The sequence below is a fragment of the Tardibacter chloracetimidivorans genome (genome assembly GCF_001890385.1).
In the GTDB taxonomy this organism is placed as follows: domain Bacteria; phylum Pseudomonadota; class Alphaproteobacteria; order Sphingomonadales; family Sphingomonadaceae; genus Tardibacter; species Tardibacter chloracetimidivorans.
Map to the genome: position 1 here is coordinate 969,535 of NZ_CP018221.1, position 15,870 is coordinate 985,404.

At 59.1% G+C, this 15,870-nt stretch carries 23 protein-coding genes, 2 tRNA genes and 1 pseudogene; 11 read left to right on the plus strand and 15 right to left on the minus strand.

Going from position 1 to position 15,870, the window contains the following annotated elements:
• The first annotated feature begins 38 nt into the window (after positions 1-38).
• Positions 39-245: a helix-turn-helix transcriptional regulator gene (locus tag BSL82_RS04925; RefSeq protein WP_072596291.1), complete on the plus strand. Its 207-nt coding sequence runs from the start codon at positions 39-41 to the stop codon at positions 243-245.
• Here the strand turns inward: BSL82_RS04925 and BSL82_RS04930 are convergent.
• Positions 227-1,648 carry a tyrosine-type recombinase/integrase gene (locus BSL82_RS04930; protein ID WP_072596292.1) on the minus strand — a complete coding sequence of 474 codons (1,422 nt, stop codon included), beginning with the start codon at positions 1,646-1,648 and terminating at the stop codon, positions 227-229. The genes BSL82_RS04925 and BSL82_RS04930 overlap by 19 nt on opposite strands.
• Positions 1,649-1,914: 266 nt before the next feature.
• On the opposite strand from BSL82_RS04930, the gene BSL82_RS04935 reads away from it, so the two are divergent.
• A tRNA-Lys gene (locus BSL82_RS04935) sits at positions 1,915-1,990 on the plus strand.
• Between the two features lie 129 nt (positions 1,991-2,119).
• Here BSL82_RS04935 and BSL82_RS04940 read toward each other — a convergent pair.
• Together BSL82_RS04940 and BSL82_RS04945 are read right to left on the minus strand one after the other, a co-directional pair.
• Complete coding sequence (locus BSL82_RS04940; RefSeq protein ID WP_072596293.1) at positions 2,120-2,527, minus strand: hypothetical protein; 408 nt, start codon at positions 2,525-2,527, stop codon at positions 2,120-2,122.
• Positions 2,528-2,529: 2 nt separating this feature from the next.
• Positions 2,530-2,838, minus strand: a complete 309-nt coding sequence (locus BSL82_RS04945) for a hypothetical protein (protein WP_072596294.1) — start codon at positions 2,836-2,838, stop codon at positions 2,530-2,532.
• 87 nt (positions 2,839-2,925) lie between these two features.
• On the opposite strand from BSL82_RS04945, the gene BSL82_RS21730 reads away from it, so the two are divergent.
• The 3 genes from BSL82_RS21730 to BSL82_RS20915 all read left to right on the plus strand — a co-directional run bounded on the left by BSL82_RS21730 (position 2,926) and on the right by BSL82_RS20915 (position 4,411).
• Positions 2,926-3,105 carry a CopG family ribbon-helix-helix protein gene (locus BSL82_RS21730; protein ID WP_083579054.1) on the plus strand — a complete coding sequence of 60 codons (180 nt, stop codon included), beginning with the start codon at positions 2,926-2,928 and terminating at the stop codon, positions 3,103-3,105.
• Positions 3,106-3,624: a hypothetical protein gene (locus tag BSL82_RS04955; protein WP_072596296.1), complete on the plus strand. Its 519-nt coding sequence runs from the start codon at positions 3,106-3,108 to the stop codon at positions 3,622-3,624. It begins immediately after the preceding gene.
• Positions 3,625-3,811: 187 nt separating this feature from the next.
• Complete coding sequence (locus BSL82_RS20915) at positions 3,812-4,411, plus strand: PEPxxWA-CTERM sorting domain-containing protein (protein ID WP_072596297.1); 600 nt, start codon at positions 3,812-3,814, stop codon at positions 4,409-4,411.
• Positions 4,412-4,678: 267 nt separating this feature from the next.
• On the opposite strand, the gene BSL82_RS04965 is transcribed toward BSL82_RS20915, so the two are convergent.
• The 9 genes from BSL82_RS04965 to BSL82_RS05000 form a co-directional block, all read right to left on the minus strand.
• On the minus strand, positions 4,679-6,775 hold the full coding sequence (locus tag BSL82_RS04965) for a transglycosylase SLT domain-containing protein (protein ID WP_158010697.1): 2,097 nt from the start codon (positions 6,773-6,775) through the stop codon (positions 4,679-4,681).
• An 11-nt stretch (positions 6,776-6,786) separates the two neighbouring features.
• Entirely contained in the window at positions 6,787-6,933 is a 147-nt protein-coding gene (locus BSL82_RS20365) for a hypothetical protein (protein ID WP_158010698.1), read from the minus strand.
• The gene (locus BSL82_RS04970) at positions 6,930-7,547 is read right to left on the minus strand and encodes a hypothetical protein (RefSeq protein WP_072596299.1); all 618 of its coding nucleotides are present in this window, start codon (positions 7,545-7,547) and stop codon (positions 6,930-6,932) included. Before BSL82_RS04970 ends, BSL82_RS20365 begins: the two co-directional genes overlap by 4 nt.
• Positions 7,547-8,023 carry a hypothetical protein gene (locus BSL82_RS04975; RefSeq protein WP_072596300.1) on the minus strand — a complete coding sequence of 159 codons (477 nt, stop codon included), beginning with the start codon at positions 8,021-8,023 and terminating at the stop codon, positions 7,547-7,549. Before BSL82_RS04975 ends, BSL82_RS04970 begins: the two co-directional genes overlap by 1 nt.
• Before the next feature lies 1 nt (position 8,024).
• On the minus strand, positions 8,025-8,582 hold the full coding sequence (locus tag BSL82_RS04980; RefSeq protein WP_072596301.1) for a hypothetical protein: 558 nt from the start codon (positions 8,580-8,582) through the stop codon (positions 8,025-8,027).
• Positions 8,579-9,196, minus strand: coding sequence for a HEAT repeat domain-containing protein (locus tag BSL82_RS04985; protein ID WP_072596302.1), 618 nt, complete (start codon positions 9,194-9,196; stop codon positions 8,579-8,581). Before BSL82_RS04985 ends, BSL82_RS04980 begins: the two co-directional genes overlap by 4 nt.
• 145 nt (positions 9,197-9,341) lie before the next feature.
• Complete coding sequence (locus tag BSL82_RS04990) at positions 9,342-10,172, minus strand: helix-turn-helix domain-containing protein (protein ID WP_072596303.1); 831 nt, start codon at positions 10,170-10,172, stop codon at positions 9,342-9,344.
• On the minus strand, positions 10,172-10,375 hold the full coding sequence (locus BSL82_RS04995; RefSeq protein WP_072596304.1) for a hypothetical protein: 204 nt from the start codon (positions 10,373-10,375) through the stop codon (positions 10,172-10,174). The genes BSL82_RS04990 and BSL82_RS04995 overlap by 1 nt, the downstream gene beginning before the upstream one ends.
• Positions 10,372-10,566 (minus strand): helix-turn-helix transcriptional regulator, encoded by a 195-nt coding sequence (locus BSL82_RS05000; protein WP_072596305.1) that lies wholly within the window; start codon positions 10,564-10,566, stop codon positions 10,372-10,374. The genes BSL82_RS04995 and BSL82_RS05000 overlap by 4 nt, the downstream gene beginning before the upstream one ends.
• Positions 10,567-10,674: 108 nt before the next feature.
• Here BSL82_RS05000 and BSL82_RS05005 point away from each other — a divergent pair, with 108 nt between their 5' ends.
• Complete coding sequence (locus tag BSL82_RS05005; protein WP_072596306.1) at positions 10,675-11,253, plus strand: hypothetical protein; 579 nt, start codon at positions 10,675-10,677, stop codon at positions 11,251-11,253.
• Here BSL82_RS05005 and BSL82_RS05010 read toward each other — a convergent pair.
• Positions 11,250-12,467, minus strand: coding sequence for a tyrosine-type recombinase/integrase (locus BSL82_RS05010; protein ID WP_072596307.1), 1,218 nt, complete (start codon positions 12,465-12,467; stop codon positions 11,250-11,252). The genes BSL82_RS05005 and BSL82_RS05010 overlap by 4 nt on opposite strands.
• An 81-nt stretch (positions 12,468-12,548) precedes the next feature.
• Between BSL82_RS05010 and BSL82_RS20370 the strand changes: the two genes are divergently transcribed.
• From BSL82_RS20370 to BSL82_RS21530, 4 genes and pseudogenes are all read left to right on the plus strand, one after another.
• Positions 12,549-12,663 (plus strand) — tRNA-OTHER (locus BSL82_RS20370).
• A gap of 125 nt (positions 12,664-12,788) precedes the next feature.
• A pseudogene (locus BSL82_RS05015) lies at positions 12,789-13,025 on the plus strand (transposase); the annotation flags it as partial.
• Between the two features lie 273 nt (positions 13,026-13,298).
• On the plus strand, positions 13,299-13,697 hold the full coding sequence (locus BSL82_RS20920) for a hypothetical protein (protein ID WP_226998626.1): 399 nt from the start codon (positions 13,299-13,301) through the stop codon (positions 13,695-13,697).
• A gap of 234 nt (positions 13,698-13,931) precedes the next feature.
• A complete protein-coding gene (locus BSL82_RS21530) occupies positions 13,932-14,063 on the plus strand; it encodes a hypothetical protein (protein ID WP_257786820.1) in 132 nt (43 codons plus the stop codon).
• A gap of 133 nt (positions 14,064-14,196) precedes the next feature.
• Here BSL82_RS21530 and BSL82_RS05025 read toward each other — a convergent pair whose 3' ends face one another.
• Both BSL82_RS05025 and BSL82_RS21535 read right to left on the minus strand, forming a co-directional pair.
• Positions 14,197-14,370, minus strand: a complete 174-nt coding sequence (locus BSL82_RS05025) for a DUF465 domain-containing protein (protein WP_072596308.1) — start codon at positions 14,368-14,370, stop codon at positions 14,197-14,199.
• A 38-nt stretch (positions 14,371-14,408) separates the two neighbouring features.
• A complete protein-coding gene (locus tag BSL82_RS21535) occupies positions 14,409-14,540 on the minus strand; it encodes a hypothetical protein (RefSeq protein ID WP_257786821.1) in 132 nt (43 codons plus the stop codon).
• A gap of 667 nt (positions 14,541-15,207) precedes the next feature.
• Here BSL82_RS21535 and BSL82_RS05035 point away from each other — a divergent pair.
• Positions 15,208-15,669, plus strand: a complete 462-nt coding sequence (locus BSL82_RS05035; RefSeq protein WP_158010699.1) for an NUDIX hydrolase — start codon at positions 15,208-15,210, stop codon at positions 15,667-15,669.
• Positions 15,670-15,870: the final 201 nt, after the last annotated feature.

The following is a 15,870-nucleotide window of genomic DNA, read 5'->3' on the forward strand; positions in this document are numbered from 1 at the left end:
CAGATGTGTGGCGGGCAGACCTTTCGAGGTCGTGCCAGATGCAGAATGACGAGCGGATTCTTCGGATTGGCGAAGTGCTGCGGCGGACGGGATTGAGCCGCGCCACAATCTACCGCAAGATTTCAAAGGGAACGTTTCCTAGGCAGCTTCCGATCAGCGAGAACGCATCAGGTTGGCATGCCTCCGAGGTTGCTCGCTGGGTCTCCAACCCCCGCGACTACAAGGCTCATGACGTCGCTGAATGAGGCGGGTTTCGTTCGAGTCGCTTCCGTCCGGAAGTTCGCCGCGCAGCCGATGGTCTTTTGTCGGCCTTTATCACCTCGCGCTTCAGCAACTCAGCCCATGATGCGAGAGCAGACTTGCGAGGCTCATACAGCTCCGAACGGTTGTAGATGCGCATGATCTTGGACCTGGTTGCGGTTGCGACGTGGTTGAGGATTCTGTCGGCTACTGCAGCGTCGACCCCCAAACGTTCACAGGCGTGTGTGTTAAAGGTCGTTCGAAGATCATGAAGCACCCAGTGGGGCATCTCCTCCGCTTCGGCACCCTCTAGCGCGGCCACCTTCTCCCGAGCCGTCTTGATCGCGGCATCAAGACGCTTCCTGGCTTTGCTGAAGCCGGAAACGGACGTTTCGGAGGTCGTGCTGAAAACATAGTCAGAATCAGCCGGCCGCTCCGAGTCGGCGATGGCGGCCTTGATGATCTCCCGCGACAAGGCCGAGAGAGGAACGCGCAGCGCATTCTTCTTCTTGGTACGATCGGCTGGAAGAACCCATTCCGCATCGTCGGGACGCTTATCATCGCCAAGGAACAGCTCTCCCACTTTCATGGCCGCCACTTCTTCGCGCCGCATGGGCAGCGTTATCAAAAGTTGGATCAAAGGTCCAAACGGGTATTCCAGGGTTCCTGCAGCCCTCCATATCTGGGCAAGCTCCGAAAGAGTATGATAGCGGTCGCGCTCATTCTCAGCGGAGGGCTTCTTGATTGTCTCCGCCACGTTTGTGTCGACCAGTTCCTCATCGACACACCAGCCAATGAATGTCTTCAAATAGGAAAGCTGACGGTTGGCCGAGATTGGCGCAATCTTAGCGCGATCCCGAACACGCTGAGCAAGGTCGGCCCTTGTGAGCGCCCGTATGGGATAATCCTTGAGATCCTTTAGAATGCCTTCCTTTCCGTCCAAGGCCCGCCGCACGGCCCCTCCTCGTTGAAGTTGCTTGAGCCTGTTGGTTTCATAGAGATCGAGGGCGTCGCTGACGGACGTGGTGGCCGCCGTCTCAGCGTCTGGAGCAAGGGTTTCTCGCGCTTCATCAGGATCGGATTTGATGGCGGTCGGATCGATCCCGGACCGGACAGCCTCCTTCCAGGCGATGGCGGTGGCGCGCGCGTCACCAAGCGAGAGGCCGCTCTCAGATCGACCGTACTGCCCGATCACTCGCCGCGTCGGTTGTTTGGCGGGCGGGAAGCGGGCAACCAGGACGAACGAGATGATTAGGGCCTTGCCCTTATAGCGCCCATCGGGAACGGACTTGCTCCCCACGCGAACGCGTAGGCCGCCGACCACCGTGTCGGCGATTTCGTACTGCGGAGCCCCCATTGCTGGCTTCAGATTGTCCAACCACTTGGGGGTAAATTCGACGCGTTCCATAGCAAAAAAGACTCTCATACGACGCTCGAGAGCGCAATGTTTTTGGCCACACTTTTGGCCACACTTTCTCTGCGCTGCCGAGAGACAGGCCGCGCCGCCCTGATCCAAAATCCTTAGGATTATCTATTTTTCCTAATACCTTACTGAGACGGCGTGAGACATCGGCCGCTTCGGTACCGTGATCGGGTTTACAGGGCCGAAAACCGCTGTTAAATGAGCTTCGACGCAGCGGAAATCCCCGGATTTCCGAGGTTTCACGCGGATGGGGATGCATAGCTCAGTTGGTAGAGCAGCTGACTCTTAATCAGCGGGTCCCAGGTTCGAGCCCTGGTGCGTCCACCATAAACCACTGAAAATAAACGATTTTCTCCGGATCGGTCCGGGCTAACAAACGCTGGGCTAACGTTCTGGCTAACTTCTCAGGCCTACAAAAAGCCCCAGCGGTGAGGCTGGGGCTGTGGTGTGGGTGGATCAACCAAGTGAGAACAAGAGCTCCTCGTGCTCCGCTACGTAGGATTGCAGTTCGCCGATCTCGTATCCATCAAGCCATTCGAACACGTACTTCATGCCCCTCTGAACCTCGGCAAACCCGTCCCGCACAACGCGGTTCAGTTCCACGGTGGCTTCATAGCCATCGCCACTCTCGTGCCCTACCAGGATCGATTGAAGCTTGGTGAGTGCCATAAGAGCGGCCAATGCTGCTTCGTCCTTCGTCGTGGGCCGCCGAGCGAGCGCCAGGTTCTGGGCCCCAGTGTACGCGTAGACGGCAAAAGTATATTCGGGGTCATCTTTGAAAGAACCCGTGGTCTTCCCGTCATAGAGCGCGAAGGCCTTCACGAAAGCTTCCACTCGCGGTGACATGGTTTTCGTGTTTTCCATCGTCAGTCCCCTCCTTCACTGGCGTAAAAGTTCGCCAGCGCAGCCAGATAACCAATCGCTTCGGTAGCCCGCTCCTTCAGGTCACCATTGAGTTCATGGGCTCTGGAACTTTGACCGCAATGGGCGCATTCAAGGTGAGCGCTGCCGATGACAGCACTAAGCGCGTGAATGAAACCTGTCAGAAGCGTGACCTTTTCAGCTGAAGATTCGTAGAACTCCCGGACCCCATTGATCGTGAAAGATCCCAGGCGCTGCTCGAATGTATCGGGTTTGCTGTCGGCGGACTCCGCCTGTAGATTGGCATCAGCCATGATCGTCTCCTGTGTAGACGGTTGGGGTTAGAGCCGGAGCGAGGCGGCAACCTTGCTTCGGTTCGATATTATTGGTATGCCAAAAACATGAAGGCGTCAATATCGGCACACCAAAAATCTAGAGGGCGTCCAGCGACGGGAAGAGACCCGTCCGTTAGTGTCAGACTTCCATCCGAATTATTGGCAAAGATTGACGCCATGCGAGGCAGTGCCAGCCGCTCCGAAGCCATCAGGCGGCTGGTGGAAGCCGGCCTTGGGGAGCGATAGGTGGCGGAGACGATCCGGCGGCGCGCCGATAAAATTTTCGCCAGATGCCGCGAAAACGTGCAGGATGACATCAACGCCATTCTGGCAGAGCATTCTGCAGTTGGTAGACTTCAAAGCGGCGCGACAATCACGCGCACTGTCCGAGCGTTTGAGACCCGGTCAGCGGAAGCTCTCGGGACGATATTTGAATCCGTAACTACGCGCACCGATCATCGCGGGCGGGAATGGCGCAAGATGCTAAATGACGTCCAAGAGGCCCTTGACGCCCAAATGGATGCCGCGCCTGATTTCCTGAAAAGGACGTTTCTCGTCGCCAAGAAGGACGGTCCGCAGCTCGCCGAGCCACTTCTTGCTGCCGCGCGCGCAACTTTGAATGGTATCTTAGCGGAGTTCCGCGACGGGTGGACTTCGCCCCGCCCAAAGCCTTGGAACGAACGTCACCCAGTCATTTACGCCATTGGACTGCTCATCTTGGGCGCGATTGCTGGCACCGCAGTTAATCACCTCATTCCATTATAGCATGCCATGGCCTCCAGGGGATGAGCCTGGGGTAAGCCGGGGGCGCTCACCGTCGTACCGCCCCCGCGCCATGTCGGCCTGCTTTACAGCGTTCCCCTATCGTTCCTGTGCCGAATTGATGCGACTCGCCCGTTAACCTTGGTTGGTCCCGTTCTTGCTTATCTCTCTGAAAACAGGGAGATCAGACATGAAGTGGTTGCTCAGCCTTTTGGCGCTCATGGTTCCAGTAACTGCCGACGCCAATACGGTGAGAGAGGGGATCATCAAGAATTACGATCTCACGATCAATCACACCACACCGAGCATCGGTGGCCACACGATCTTTGACCTTCAGATCTTTCCAACGGAAGCACAGGGTCCGATCTCAACGACATTCTCGTTCGTCTACCTCTTCGGCATATATTACGAGATGTACTGGAGCAACGAAGGCAAACTAGAGCACCGTCTTGTTGGTCCCTCAACGACGCCGCAGCCACTCATCATCGAGCCTACGCACTACCGATATCGGATTGAAGGCATCAACTCCTATGATCACTGCGGAGAGACGCCGGGCGTAGTCGGTATGACCTGTGGCATCACGGGGTTCACCGGTTGGATAATTAACGACCATCACCTTTACATAGATCCCATGTGGCAAGACGATCAGGAGTTCGCGTACCGCCTTGAGATAACGAACTACCCGCCGCCCGTGCCGGAGCCAGCCACATGGCTCATGATGATATCGGGCTTCGGGATGATCGGGCTGGCCTATCGTCGACGGCTACGCACCGCTTCCCCGATTTCGTGACATCTGCTATAACTGTTATCGGGTCCGCTGCTCCGCTAAGCCCGTGATTGCTACCGGTCTCCTTGGCGGATGCAGCGACCTCATTTCTGGGTTCCAGGACTGGCTTTGCTGCTAGTATCCAGCGGGCCTTGGAATGCTCCCGGTTCCGGCAGTGGCTTTGCTGCTACCCAGCCGTGTTCCGGGAGTTTTTGTTTCAGCTACCGCCACGCCGCCAGAGGCGCAGCACCGCATATTCCAGCGCCCAGAGCAGCGAGACGGCCTCCACCATCATCCGCCCCTCTTCCGTTTCCAGTCCCAATACACACCCAGCACAGCACCCTCAGTCGGCTCGACACCGCGAGCCTTGAGGCCGTCCCTGATCTTTTTCCTGGTGTCGTCCGGGATATCCCGCTCCCGCATCGTGATGAGCTGCTGGGGAATGGTGTCGCCGTTATCACCGAACAGCGTCACGATGGCGCGGTTGTGCCAGGGCACTGGCGCTGCGAGATTGGCTGTGCGTGCAAATTGTCGATCGACGTACTTTTCGATCTCGGCGTCGGAAAACTTATGGCCTGCCTTTACCTGCTCCGCCAGAAGCCCGGTCCGGATGTGTGACGTGATTGCAGCCTGACGCTGGAGGGCCGCTTTCTTATTGCCGGGCGCAGCCTGAGAAGCATCCACCCCCAACGCCATCAGCCGATCTCTCAGGACTGCATTGAGCGCGGTCCTATCTACGCTCTGCGGCGACTTCTCGCCACCGCCCTGGATCAATTCCGAACGTTCCTTCGCAAGCTGCTGGAAATCGCTCTCCGACAGCCGGGCGCGCAACTGGTAGAACTGCTGATCGGACAGACTCCGCAAGGTGCGGTCGTCCATCAGGCTCAGATACACGGCGGGATCGGTGCTATCGTCGCCCTTCGCCACGCGCTGCGCATAGTTGAGCAGCTCGACACGCTTTTCGGCAGGCACCCGCGAGCGAATGCTGACCGGCAATTCGGAATAGCGCCCGCCGTTCTGAAGCAGCACCTCCATGGCGTCGGCAACCGCTTCGTCGTCGACCTGCTGCTTTGACGAACGCGCATCGTTGAACTGGGATTCGACCTGAGCCAGCGCCGTCTTCAACGCCACCGGGTTATTCTGGAGGCGCGGATCGCGCATCACTTCGGCCTGCAATTCGATCAGCGTCGGTTGACGCGGAGCGCCATCGCCAGCTTCGAGCGCGGCCATGTTGCGGGCCACGTAAGCCTGGGTTTCGGGAGGCATGAACGCCAGCCAGTTTGCGCCGCCCTTCTTCACTGCCTTGTCAACGGCACCCGGCCCGGCGTTGTACGCGCCCCAGGCGAGGTCCACCGAGCCATAGCGTTTGAGCATCGCCCCGAGGTAGTCCCTCCCTACCCGCGCACGTTCTTCATGGCCGTCATCGGCCGCAGGACGCACACCAAAGCCCGGATCTCGCTCCGTGGCGGGCATGACCTGCATTTCCCCACGCGCGCCCTTGCGGCTGGTCAGAACCTTGCCGTCGTCGCCAAAGCGACGCCCGTTGCTTTCCGCCTGGATCGTGATGCCGACGATGCGATCAATATCCGTGGGGAAGATGCTGCGGACCCTACCGGCGAACTTCTCGGTCGCAACCGCCATGCCGGTCCATGTGTTTTCATGTTCGCGGATGATCCTGTCGGCATCGGCGATCGTCTCCGCCGACATGAACTCGCGATAGCGCGCGGCGAGCTTCTTTGCGCCGGGAATGTCGTTCTCCTGGAGCAGCGACGAGATTTTCAGCTTGGCGAAGCTGCCGGTAAAATCCTGCCGTTGCGCAACCTCTTCCGTGGCGCTGATATAGCCAGCCGCGCGGGCGGTCGCGAGACGCTGCCGCGCCGTTTCCAATGCGGCAATCGCATCATCTTCGGTCGCTGCCGATACGGCCGCCACCTTGAGCGCCGGCAGGTCCGACAGAAGCTGGCCGCGCTCCGCATCCTTTCGCTTGCCGAAGGCGTAACCACGAACAGCGGCAATCCCGCGCTCGGTGTCGGTCTTGATCGTCTCCGAGAACAACGCCCGCGCCCGGCTGGAGCGGATATTCTTCAGGGCATTGTCGCCGATCGTGCGAAGCTTCCCCTCATAGCGCGATTCAACCGTGCCATATTCCTGATCTTCCGCAGCTTCGGCATCGAGCCGGGCCTTCTCGATCAGATATTGCGAACGCCCCTTGGCAAGATCGAGCTGATCCTGGGTTTCCTGAAGATCATCGCCAATTCCGGAGATCGTGCGGCCGAGGCTGGCGAAGCCCTCGCCCCAGGCTCCCGCATTGCGGACGGACACAACCCCACGCCGCGACTGCGGAACGGGGCGCGCGCCAAGGTCATCGACTGTAGGGAGTCTCGGCAATGGCGTGTCCTCTACTGAATGGTGGGAGGGCTATCGGACGCCAGTTCGGCAACCGCATCCCGCTTCATTTCCGACAGGAGCGGCATGCCCATGTAAAACCGGCAGAGATCGTCCTCTTCCCAGCCGGGCGGCAAATCCTCTTCGTCCATCTCGTTCATGCCACCAGCTTTCTGAGAATGGCGCACATCGCCGCGTCGGACAGGTTCTCGAACCACGCCATGAAACTCGCATCATCATGTTCATCGAGACGATCACGAAGCCGGTTCAGCCGCGCACGGGCAACCGCGATGTTTCGCCGCGCGTCATGCCCCCATTCGTGGCAGAGGATCGCCCCTTCGGGCAGCTTCGCGAAGTTCGCAGCCGCCTCATCGGAAACCCAGGGAACGGACGGCTTGGCGCTCATCAACTCCAAAAGAGCGGCTTCCGCCACCTCATCCGGCAGGGCTTCGAAGCTCCGCTCAAATGCCAGTTGTTCGTCCCGGTCCAGGTGCATCATCACATCGGCGGCGGCGGCCGACATCTTGAAATAATAATTGTAGTGCGCCGGATCGTTACCAGCCGCCATGAACTCCTTCATGGACACGATCGGGACCGGAGCTGCATCGGAGAGGATTGTCCCCGACACACTCCCCAGCGACTGCTTCTGGCTTACCAGCGAGCGATAGCGGGCCTGCTTGCCCTCATCCTTCCAATAAGCCTGCGTGCCCATCTCCCCCTCGATCTGGGCGATTTCACCAAGGATCGTCTGGATAGGCTGAAGGTCGTTGCTCATCAGACCGCCTTCTTCGGCTGGGTGCGCTGCCATTCGAGTATCGCGGCGGCTTCGGAATGATGGCCCTTCACCACCGGCACATCGTCGTGAATGCGCACGACGCAGAAACCCATGCCTGCACGCCATTCCGCCCGGAAGTCATCGGAAAGGATGGTGGCGACGGTGTTGACCGGCTTGCGGCTGAAGACCTTTCGCACCGAAACCTCGCACCCGTTCAGCCGGACAGCCTCGATGCAGATTTCCAGTTCCCAGCTTTCATCATCCGCCAGCAGGTAAACGATATCGTGGCGCTGGAACTGCTTGCCGACGTGCTTCCACGCCTCCAGATAGCGCGCATCCTCCTGCGTCATACCCGGAGGGGCTTTCAGCATGAAGTGACGGCGCATGTGCTCCATAGGCATGATATTGCCGGGAGGGAGGCAGGGGCGCTTTATCGTGGGTTCGGCAGCGACAGCTTCGGGTTTTGCAACAGCCATATCAATTCTCCTCAATGACCGCCTGAAACACAGGGCGGATGCTCTTCTCGTATTCCGTGGACCATTCAGGCGACGGGACGCTGATCCACGACATCACGCCAAAGCCGGACGGCGACGCCACCGGCAGCAGTTCGCCTGCAATGAGGCGGGACAGCACCGTCTCGACATTGTGCGGATCGACGGCGACCGGGGTCTTCATGCCATAGGAACCGGCCTGGCGGTTCAATTCGCGGGCACGAGTGCGCGCATCGCCCACAGCCTCCGCAAGCGCCTTGGCGGCTCTCTGAGCGCGTACTAGCGCATCCTCATAGCCAGCCAGGGAAACCTTCATCTCATCGCGGATCGCGGCCCTGCGCTCTGCCTGGACGGCAGCAGCGGCGACGCGTTCACGACGGGTGTTCTCAGCTTCAGCCGCATCGATAGCGGCCAGTTCGGAACGCTTGGCGGATATGGTGGCAGGATCGAACGGTTTGCCGTCCAGCACCGCCGCGCCCTGCGCTGCCTCCAGTTCGTCCAGTTCCACGGACAGCGCCATGCGGCGATCGGCAAGGTCTATCATCGTTTCCTCATGATTACGCTGGGGCGCGTGTTGGATTGCGAAAGGATGCGACGCTGAAGCTGGCGCTCCTCGGCATCTTCGGGCGTGACGAAAGCGCCCTGATCGAAGACAAGCTTGGGGACGGGCACGGGTTCAATTGCAGCAGAATGCGTCGATTGACGTTCCTCCGGCTCCGGTTCGGGAGGCGGCGCGGCTTCCCCCTGCGGAGCGTTGTGCCAGCTCTGTCTTGCGGGGTCGGTTGCCTTCAGGTCCAGCACGTTGCCGTCGTCGGCACCGCGCAACCCTTGGGCTAGGACGAAGGCAATGCTACGGGCGGTCTCCCGCCTCTGGACCGGCGAAGAGCTCTCCCATGCTACCGGCCCACCATCCCTGCCGGTGATCTCCTGCGGGCTGACGGGCTTGCCGTGGGCGCGGTCCAGCAACTCACGAGCGGCGGCTACCCGGACGCGGGAGTCCGTATCCTTCAGCAACCGGACAAGCTCTGCGATGGCCTTGGCGCTGTGCTTCTGCGCCGCCTCGCGAACATCGCGGGTGATGCGGTTCGGCGTACCCTTCTGGCGTCCACTACCGGGCGGCTTGGGATGGCCCTTGGGCTTGCCAGGACGACGGCCCACAGAGGGGTTTTCGCCCTCAGAGTTAGCCTGATGATTGCCCAATGATTCCATATGATCGTTAATACTATGAAATCGCGTGCTTTTCTATAGCTAAGTTTCTGTTTGCATATCAGGTGCTCAAGCCACGAGCCCGTGCATACGCGCTTCATTCAGAAGCCAAGTTCGATTGAGTGTCTCCGGGAATGCGCGACAATTCGGCCGCCAATCTTGAGATGCTGGCAGGCTCAAGCAGGTCTGATCCACCTATGAACGACTGCACCCGTTGCGAGGAAACACCGGCGCGCTGAGCTAGGTTCGAAATGCCCAGGATGCCCTTGGCCTGTCGAAGCGCCACCAACTCGTTTTTGACCAACGCCGCCTTGCGCTGGCGATGGCTGCTATCCTCGGAAGATTCACCGGGGGGATATGGCTTAGTTATATGTGCTGATACCGTCTCAGCAGGAGAATTTTGGCGATCAACGGATTTCCGCCGCTTCTGTGAAACCCTTGTTGAGGCGGTCTCATCAAACTTTCGGGGCGCTGCTGAGGCGGTCTCAGCAGATCGGGGGGTGTCTGTTGAGGCGGTCTCAGCGCTGGATTTTTCTTCCGGCTGCCATTTCAGGTATTCATTCGTCGCCTGGCGGTGTTGCCCATTGGCGGTCGTCGAGATGAATGTCAGTCGATATTCGCGGGCTTTACGCTGTTTCCAAGCGCCCTCCAACACAACGTCGAGGAGGCCATGTTGCACCAGCTCAGCAATCGCGCGGCTGATCGATCCATAATTTTTATGACCACATCGTTCGGCTATTGTGCGAACGCTGCATCCTAGGCGTCCATTATTGTAGCCGTTGAAGGTGCGGACGATCTCCATCAGCACGCGCACTGCTCTGTCGCTCAGCGTCTGATAGGCCGCGCTGTCTTGAACAATATGCGGCAGGCCAGAAAACCCGCCGCCCCTGGTCTCAGCGCGCTGATCGGCCTTCGCCTTCTTCCCCATTAGGCGTCATCGCCCTCCCCGCTCAGATCGGTCCAGGGCCAGCCGGTGGCATCTGACAATTCTGCGGCCGCCGTTTGAGCATCAGCGATCTCGTGAAACGATCGCGACGGATGCAGGACGCTAGCGGGCTCGACCGTCAGACGGAAACGATGGCCCCAGAGATCTCGCCTAATGGTGATCAGGCGGCGAACATCCATGGTCATCCCCCTCGCGCCGCCTTGCGCTGGGCAATCCAGTCCTGAATCTCCAGCAGGCTCCAGCCTACGATCTTGCTATGAGGGTCTGGGCGAAAGCGCCTGGGGAAGTCGCCCCGCTTCTCCATGTCGTGGATATGACGCCATTCGAAGCCGGTAATTGCCTTCAGATCGCCGCGTCGAATAATTCGATCAGTCATGTTGCATGTGCCTCCTTCAGTGATACGCTAACGTTAGTGTTTGCCTATCATGCCGCTTGACGGGGCGCAACTGAAAAGCCAACGTTAGCGTATTGAGGAAGGAATCGTGTGAAGCTCACATATCGACAGGTCGAAGGTCTCCTCGCAGAGCTGCATGGTATCAGAGAGGAGGGAAGATTAGCGCTCCAAGCGCGGGTGCGTCATTTTCAGCGGTATGGATGGCCGGGCGGAACCAACACGGGACGAGGCCGCGCTGCGACTTACGACTTCGGAGCCGTTCTCGGGCTTTGCCTGGGGTTTGAACTGCTACAGATTGGTCTGACGCCAGAGAGAGCGGTTGATGTGCTGCGGGAGAATTGGGGATATGTCCGCCAGGCCACTGCGCTGGCAATGCGCACGGATGGGATATTCATCTATTGTGACCCGGCTGCACTCGAAAACTTGGGGAAGACCATTCTTGGCGAGGAAAACAGCGCCTCGGACACCTTCTTTTTCGCTGGAGCCGGCATCCTTCGGGAAAAACTGGAACAGCCTCAGCATATTAGGCGGCTTGCCATCATTAATCTGTCGTTGATTTTGCAGCTGATGAAAGCCCATTTAGAAACGAACGGGTTGCCGGAAGGTGCTTTCAATAAAGCTCGCCGGCAATGGGACATCTCCATCCTCGCTGAGGAACACGGTGACTAGGCTTGGCGCAACTCAACCACGTTGCCCTTGGGCGGATTGAGGATCAGATCGACCAAGCTCGCCAGCTTCTCCAGCGCGTCGGCCTTCTCGGCAGCATAGGAATGGCGATCATAGACGCCTTCAACACCAGCGATGACGTGCCCCAGCACCCGCTCTGATATGTCGGGCCGGACGTTGGCGCGGGCCATCAGGCTCTTCGCGGTACGGCGAAGATCGTGGAGTACCCAGGGCTCCTGCAATGGGGCCTTTTCGTCCAGGTCTCGCTTGCCCACAGAGAAGCCCGCCATGGCCTTTTTGCCGCGCCCTGCGAACACATAGGGATTCTTCTCGATCACCGGCTGGGCATTGATGATTTCGAGCGCCTGCTTCGGAAGCTTCAGCTCGCCCGCGTTGACCTTCTCGCGCGCCTCAGCCGGGATGGTCCACACACCGTCCTGGATATCCCCCCAGCGCATTGCAGCCACCTTGGCTCTACGCTGCCCCGTCAGGAGGCAGGTGCGAACGAACGCGCCGAAGGTGCCGAGATCACCGCAGGCCTTCCATATGGCGCGGATATCGTCATCTGACAGGATGCGCTTGCGGGCACGATCCCGACTGTTCGCCCTCCCCATCCCCCGCACGATCGGCGACGAATAATCATCCTCGCGACTGGCGTACCAGTTGAACAGCTTGCTCACCACGGCAAGGACGCGAGTTGCCATGACCGCGCCGTTCTCGTCCTCGATCTTGTCCAGGAGCCGTGAAACATCCCCACGCTTGATCGACAGGAACGCCCGCTCCTCCCCCGCCTTGTTCCATTCCGGGTAGACGTATTTCTTGAAAATGCGCTCCGTCTCCGGCGCGGTGCGCAGCCCCTGCTTTTTGACATGACGATCAATGAAGTTCTCGGCAACGAACTTGAAGGTATCCGGGATCTTCTTCGGCATCGGCGCGGGGAAAGGTTCCTCCCCCTGCTTGATGAGCTTCACTCCCTCGCGCGCCTTCTGGCGTGCCTCTTCCAACGTGTACTCGTCCACCGGACCAATCTCGCGCCAGACCTGTTTGCCCGCAGGATCGCGGGCAACGATCGTCCACGTCTTCGCACCCTTCGGGGTGATGCGAACATACAGCCCGCGCGTATCCGGATCGGAGATCGTAATGCGCTTCAGGGGGTCCGGCTTGGCGTTCGCGACGACCCTCGCCCACCCCTTCAATAGATTTGCTGGCGTTGCCATTCCACCCTCCTTGGGCTAACATCAGGCTAACTTCCGTCGGTCACGACTATGTTAGCCCATGCAAGAGTTGCCCACCATAAAGGACGTATTTACGTGGATTTGCAAGGGTTATTTTCTGATTATGCACGGACGTGCAAACGTAAATCTCTCACTCTTAATCAGCGGGTCCCAGGTTCGAGCCCTGGTGCGTCCACCACCTTCTCCTTAAAAACGAACGATTTTTTTCGGGGGAAATTGGGCCGGAGCCTAGTTTGGTCTGCCTTGAGAAAATTGGTCCAATTCTGAAGAGAGCCCTGCGGGGCAATTCGAATGGAGAATTGGATGGGACGTCAACGTTTTACACCGGAGCAGATTATCGCGAAGCTGCGTGAGGTGGAGGTATTGGTGGGGCGCGGCGCGACGGCGGTGGAAGCCTGCCGACAGATTGGGATCGTCGAACAGACGCTGTATCGCTGGCGCAAGGAATATGGCGGCCTGAAGGTCGATCAGGTGCGGCGGATGAAGGATCTGGTGGCAGATCTCGCGCTGGACAAGGCGATCCTCCAGGAGGCGTCGAAGCTGACTTTTTGAGACTTGCTGGACGATGACACGACAGGCGACCTCGATTCGCGTCAACTCAGGCGCGGCCTCGACCGGAGTGGCCTCGCCGCCCCCGGCCGGCGGTGGGGGCATGTCGGTAAGGATCGCGCCGACAATGCGATACAGGCGCACCTTGCTCTCGTCATAGGTCATGGTGGGGTGCGGGTTTCGCGGGTCGGGCGTCTGGGCCGCGAGCGAGATTCCCAGCGAGCCGGGTGCCTTTATCAGCCGGCGCGCTAGCACGTTGCCCTTATGCCGGGCGATCACGAGGTTGCGGTCACGACCGGGATAAGGTTCTGTCTCGACGATGGCGATCGCGCCGGACGGGATCGAGAAGCCGAGCGTCTCGCCGCGAACATAGAACAGCGCCTTGTTCTCGAACCACTCCCCGTCGAGATGCTCAACGGCGGTGTCCTGCGAACCGCCCGCGGGCATCGCGCCGGCGAAGGCGGCAATGTCCGGGCAGATCTGCACCGAAAAGCTCGGCCGCGTCATGACCGACAACGCCACGACGGCGTTATCGGTGGGGTCGGTCGATGCAAGCGGCTCGCGCCAACGGTGGAGCCGGAACTGCTCGTGGACTTTCTCTACGCCGGTTCGCAAGCGGACGAACGCCGGTTCGACGTCCTTCACGTCCATGTAGGTGATTGACGCCCGGTCCTGATGATGCGCCTTGTTTAGGACGCGGCGCGGAGCCGCGCCATCGGCAAGAGCTGCGTCGTCAACGAAGCGCTTGAGAACGGGGTTACGAAACAGCTCGCCACTGCCGGTGGCGATCAGTGCGCGCAGCAACAGCTTCTGCTACGGTATCCGGCGATAAGTGCGTCCGAACTTGCCACCCTGATTGAGATATTTCCCAAATTGCCACTAATCGACACGGCGCTGATGACCACCGATGAACAGCTGTCCAAGCCCTTGGAGACGTTTCACGCCGATCATGGGCATATTTTCCGAGCACCGGTTAAATCGTTGCTGGTCTTGCTGGCGTTTCCATTCGTCGCCGTCGGAGCACTGTGATGGCTCGTGAGCTGACTGCGCGCCTTTCATATCGAGGTGGCGGCGCCATCGGCGCCATCAGGCATGAAGCCCGGCGCCAGTTGATTATCTTAAATGAAGGCCGGCGGCAGGTTCGCCGGCCTTCGCCTTCATTTTAGATGACTAGGCTCGCCGAAATGCGCGTCATGCGATCCTTCAGCGAGAGTTTGGTCTTCTTCAGCTTGCTCAATCGAGCTTCGTCGGGCTGCAGAAGGCTGTTCTCAAACTCGATCTGCTTGTTGATCCTCTCATGAGCGGCCTTCAACCGTTCAATAAGTCGAGCAGACATATGCTCCTCCTTTCCTGGAATGAAATGGGATGGACGAGTTATTTGCTCGCCTTCGCCGATGCCTTGTCCCCGTTCAGAACATTGCTGACAGTGTTGGCGGCCGACTTAGGACGTTTCTCCTTTTTCGGCTTGCGAGGCTCGCGGCTCCCCGACATTTTCTTCTTACCCATGAACATAGTCCTTCGCATGATCACCCAATGGTGATGTGATTCACATCGTGCGCCTGATCGGACAGCGGCGACCGATCAGGGATAAGGAAGCGGTTCGGGGGGGAGCCTGAGATAGGGGGAAAATGTCATGATCGATCCCTGCTTCACCGCGGACTCGGCAATCTGCATGGTGCGTGCGCGTGAACGCCGCTTGCCGCGGGGTGTCGCAAATATTGTGAAGAATAATTCGCTCTTCTCACGGAAGAGAATTCACTAAGATCCAAGATTTATATCTTGACGAACCAGTAAATTGTGCAATGCCCTAACCGACTGAAACGTCGAATAGGGCTCAGAGGCCGATGATCGGCTTCTTTCTAAGCGGTATCGCCAGCATGTCAGGGTGCATTTGCATGACGGTTAGAGGATGCCAGATATCCACGGTAAGTCAAGTGCTGCACGCCCGAGGATTCGTCGGCGGCGGTTGTAACAGGGTGCCGTTGACTTCTTGGTAGCCTGGCATAGATTGCCTGGGTGGCAGAGGATGTTTTACGGTCATTTGAAAGGGTTAGGCGCGTTCAGACACGCAGGTAGCCGGACGTCCATTTGGTGGGCGTTCGGGGAAAGTCAGACGCCTTCCAACTGTCTTTCGAGCGATCTTGCGTTCGAAAGCATCAGCCGAGTTAGAGTGTTGAAGAACGCGCGATCGCTGAAGTTCGTCCGCAACGAATGCGGACTGTATGTCCAATATGCCGCGCTGCCGATGCGCGTGGTGAACGGCGACGAGCTTGAGATTCTGCTCATAACTTCCCGCAGAACCCGGCGCTGGGTCATCCCAAAGGGCTGGCCTATCCCAGATATGGACGGGCCACAGACGGCTGCCGTCGAAGCCTATGAGGAGGCGGGCATAAAAGGCGATCTCCTACCGCAACCGATCGGTTCGTACCGATATGGCAAGCATATGGGCGCGGGTGGTGATGATGTGCCTTGCGAGGTGACGGTCTTTCCGATGCGATCCGTCACGCAATCGAAGGATTGGCCGGAGCGATCGAAGCGGCGCCTGCAGTGGTTCGCCCGCGCGCAGGCGGCAAGCCAGGTCGAGGAGGAAGAGCTGGCGGATTTGATCGTCAACATACCGATATCGATCGCCTGACATGGATCGTCCTGCCGGCGGTTCTTGCCTTGTCTGTCGGGCCACCCAAGCCTATGTTAGTGGCATGGCTCGGGACGATCATAGCTTCCGTCAAACATTCCACCGTGGCAGCAGCGCGCTCGCGCGCTAATTCGCCCTGACGGGACGCCGTCAGGGCCTGACATCGTCCCCTATTCTCCTTCTTATTCGAGGATGCGCGCG

Bases quoted from the DNA above. Each gene is read 5' to 3' on its own strand.
- BSL82_RS04925 (WP_072596291.1), top strand. From the start codon at position 39: ATGCAGAATGACGAGCGGATTCTTCGGATTGGCGAAGTGCTGCGGCGG.
- BSL82_RS04930 (WP_072596292.1), bottom strand. From the start codon at position 1,648: ATGGAACGCGTCGAATTTACCCCCAAGTGGTTGGACAATCTGAAGCCA.
- BSL82_RS04940 (WP_072596293.1), bottom strand. From the start codon at position 2,527: ATGGAAAACACGAAAACCATGTCACCGCGAGTGGAAGCTTTCGTGAAG.
- BSL82_RS04945 (WP_072596294.1), bottom strand. From the start codon at position 2,838: ATGGCTGATGCCAATCTACAGGCGGAGTCCGCCGACAGCAAACCCGAT.
- BSL82_RS21730 (WP_083579054.1), top strand. From the start codon at position 2,926: ATGAAGGCGTCAATATCGGCACACCAAAAATCTAGAGGGCGTCCAGCG.
- BSL82_RS20915 (WP_072596297.1), top strand. From the start codon at position 3,812: ATGAAGTGGTTGCTCAGCCTTTTGGCGCTCATGGTTCCAGTAACTGCC.
- BSL82_RS20365 (WP_158010698.1), bottom strand. From the start codon at position 6,933: ATGAACGAGATGGACGAAGAGGATTTGCCGCCCGGCTGGGAAGAGGAC.
- BSL82_RS04970 (WP_072596299.1), bottom strand. From the start codon at position 7,547: ATGAGCAACGACCTTCAGCCTATCCAGACGATCCTTGGTGAAATCGCC.
- BSL82_RS04975 (WP_072596300.1), bottom strand. From the start codon at position 8,023: ATGGCTGTTGCAAAACCCGAAGCTGTCGCTGCCGAACCCACGATAAAG.
- BSL82_RS04980 (WP_072596301.1), bottom strand. From the start codon at position 8,582: ATGATAGACCTTGCCGATCGCCGCATGGCGCTGTCCGTGGAACTGGAC.
- BSL82_RS04990 (WP_072596303.1), bottom strand. From the start codon at position 10,172: ATGGGGAAGAAGGCGAAGGCCGATCAGCGCGCTGAGACCAGGGGCGGC.
- BSL82_RS04995 (WP_072596304.1), bottom strand. From the start codon at position 10,375: ATGACCATGGATGTTCGCCGCCTGATCACCATTAGGCGAGATCTCTGG.
- BSL82_RS05000 (WP_072596305.1), bottom strand. From the start codon at position 10,566: ATGACTGATCGAATTATTCGACGCGGCGATCTGAAGGCAATTACCGGC.
- BSL82_RS05010 (WP_072596307.1), bottom strand. From the start codon at position 12,467: ATGGCAACGCCAGCAAATCTATTGAAGGGGTGGGCGAGGGTCGTCGCG.
- BSL82_RS20920 (WP_226998626.1), top strand. From the start codon at position 13,299: ATGCCGGGCGATCACGAGGTTGCGGTCACGACCGGGATAAGGTTCTGT.
- BSL82_RS21530 (WP_257786820.1), top strand. From the start codon at position 13,932: ATGACCACCGATGAACAGCTGTCCAAGCCCTTGGAGACGTTTCACGCC.
- BSL82_RS05025 (WP_072596308.1), bottom strand. From the start codon at position 14,370: ATGTCTGCTCGACTTATTGAACGGTTGAAGGCCGCTCATGAGAGGATC.
- BSL82_RS21535 (WP_257786821.1), bottom strand. From the start codon at position 14,540: ATGGGTAAGAAGAAAATGTCGGGGAGCCGCGAGCCTCGCAAGCCGAAA.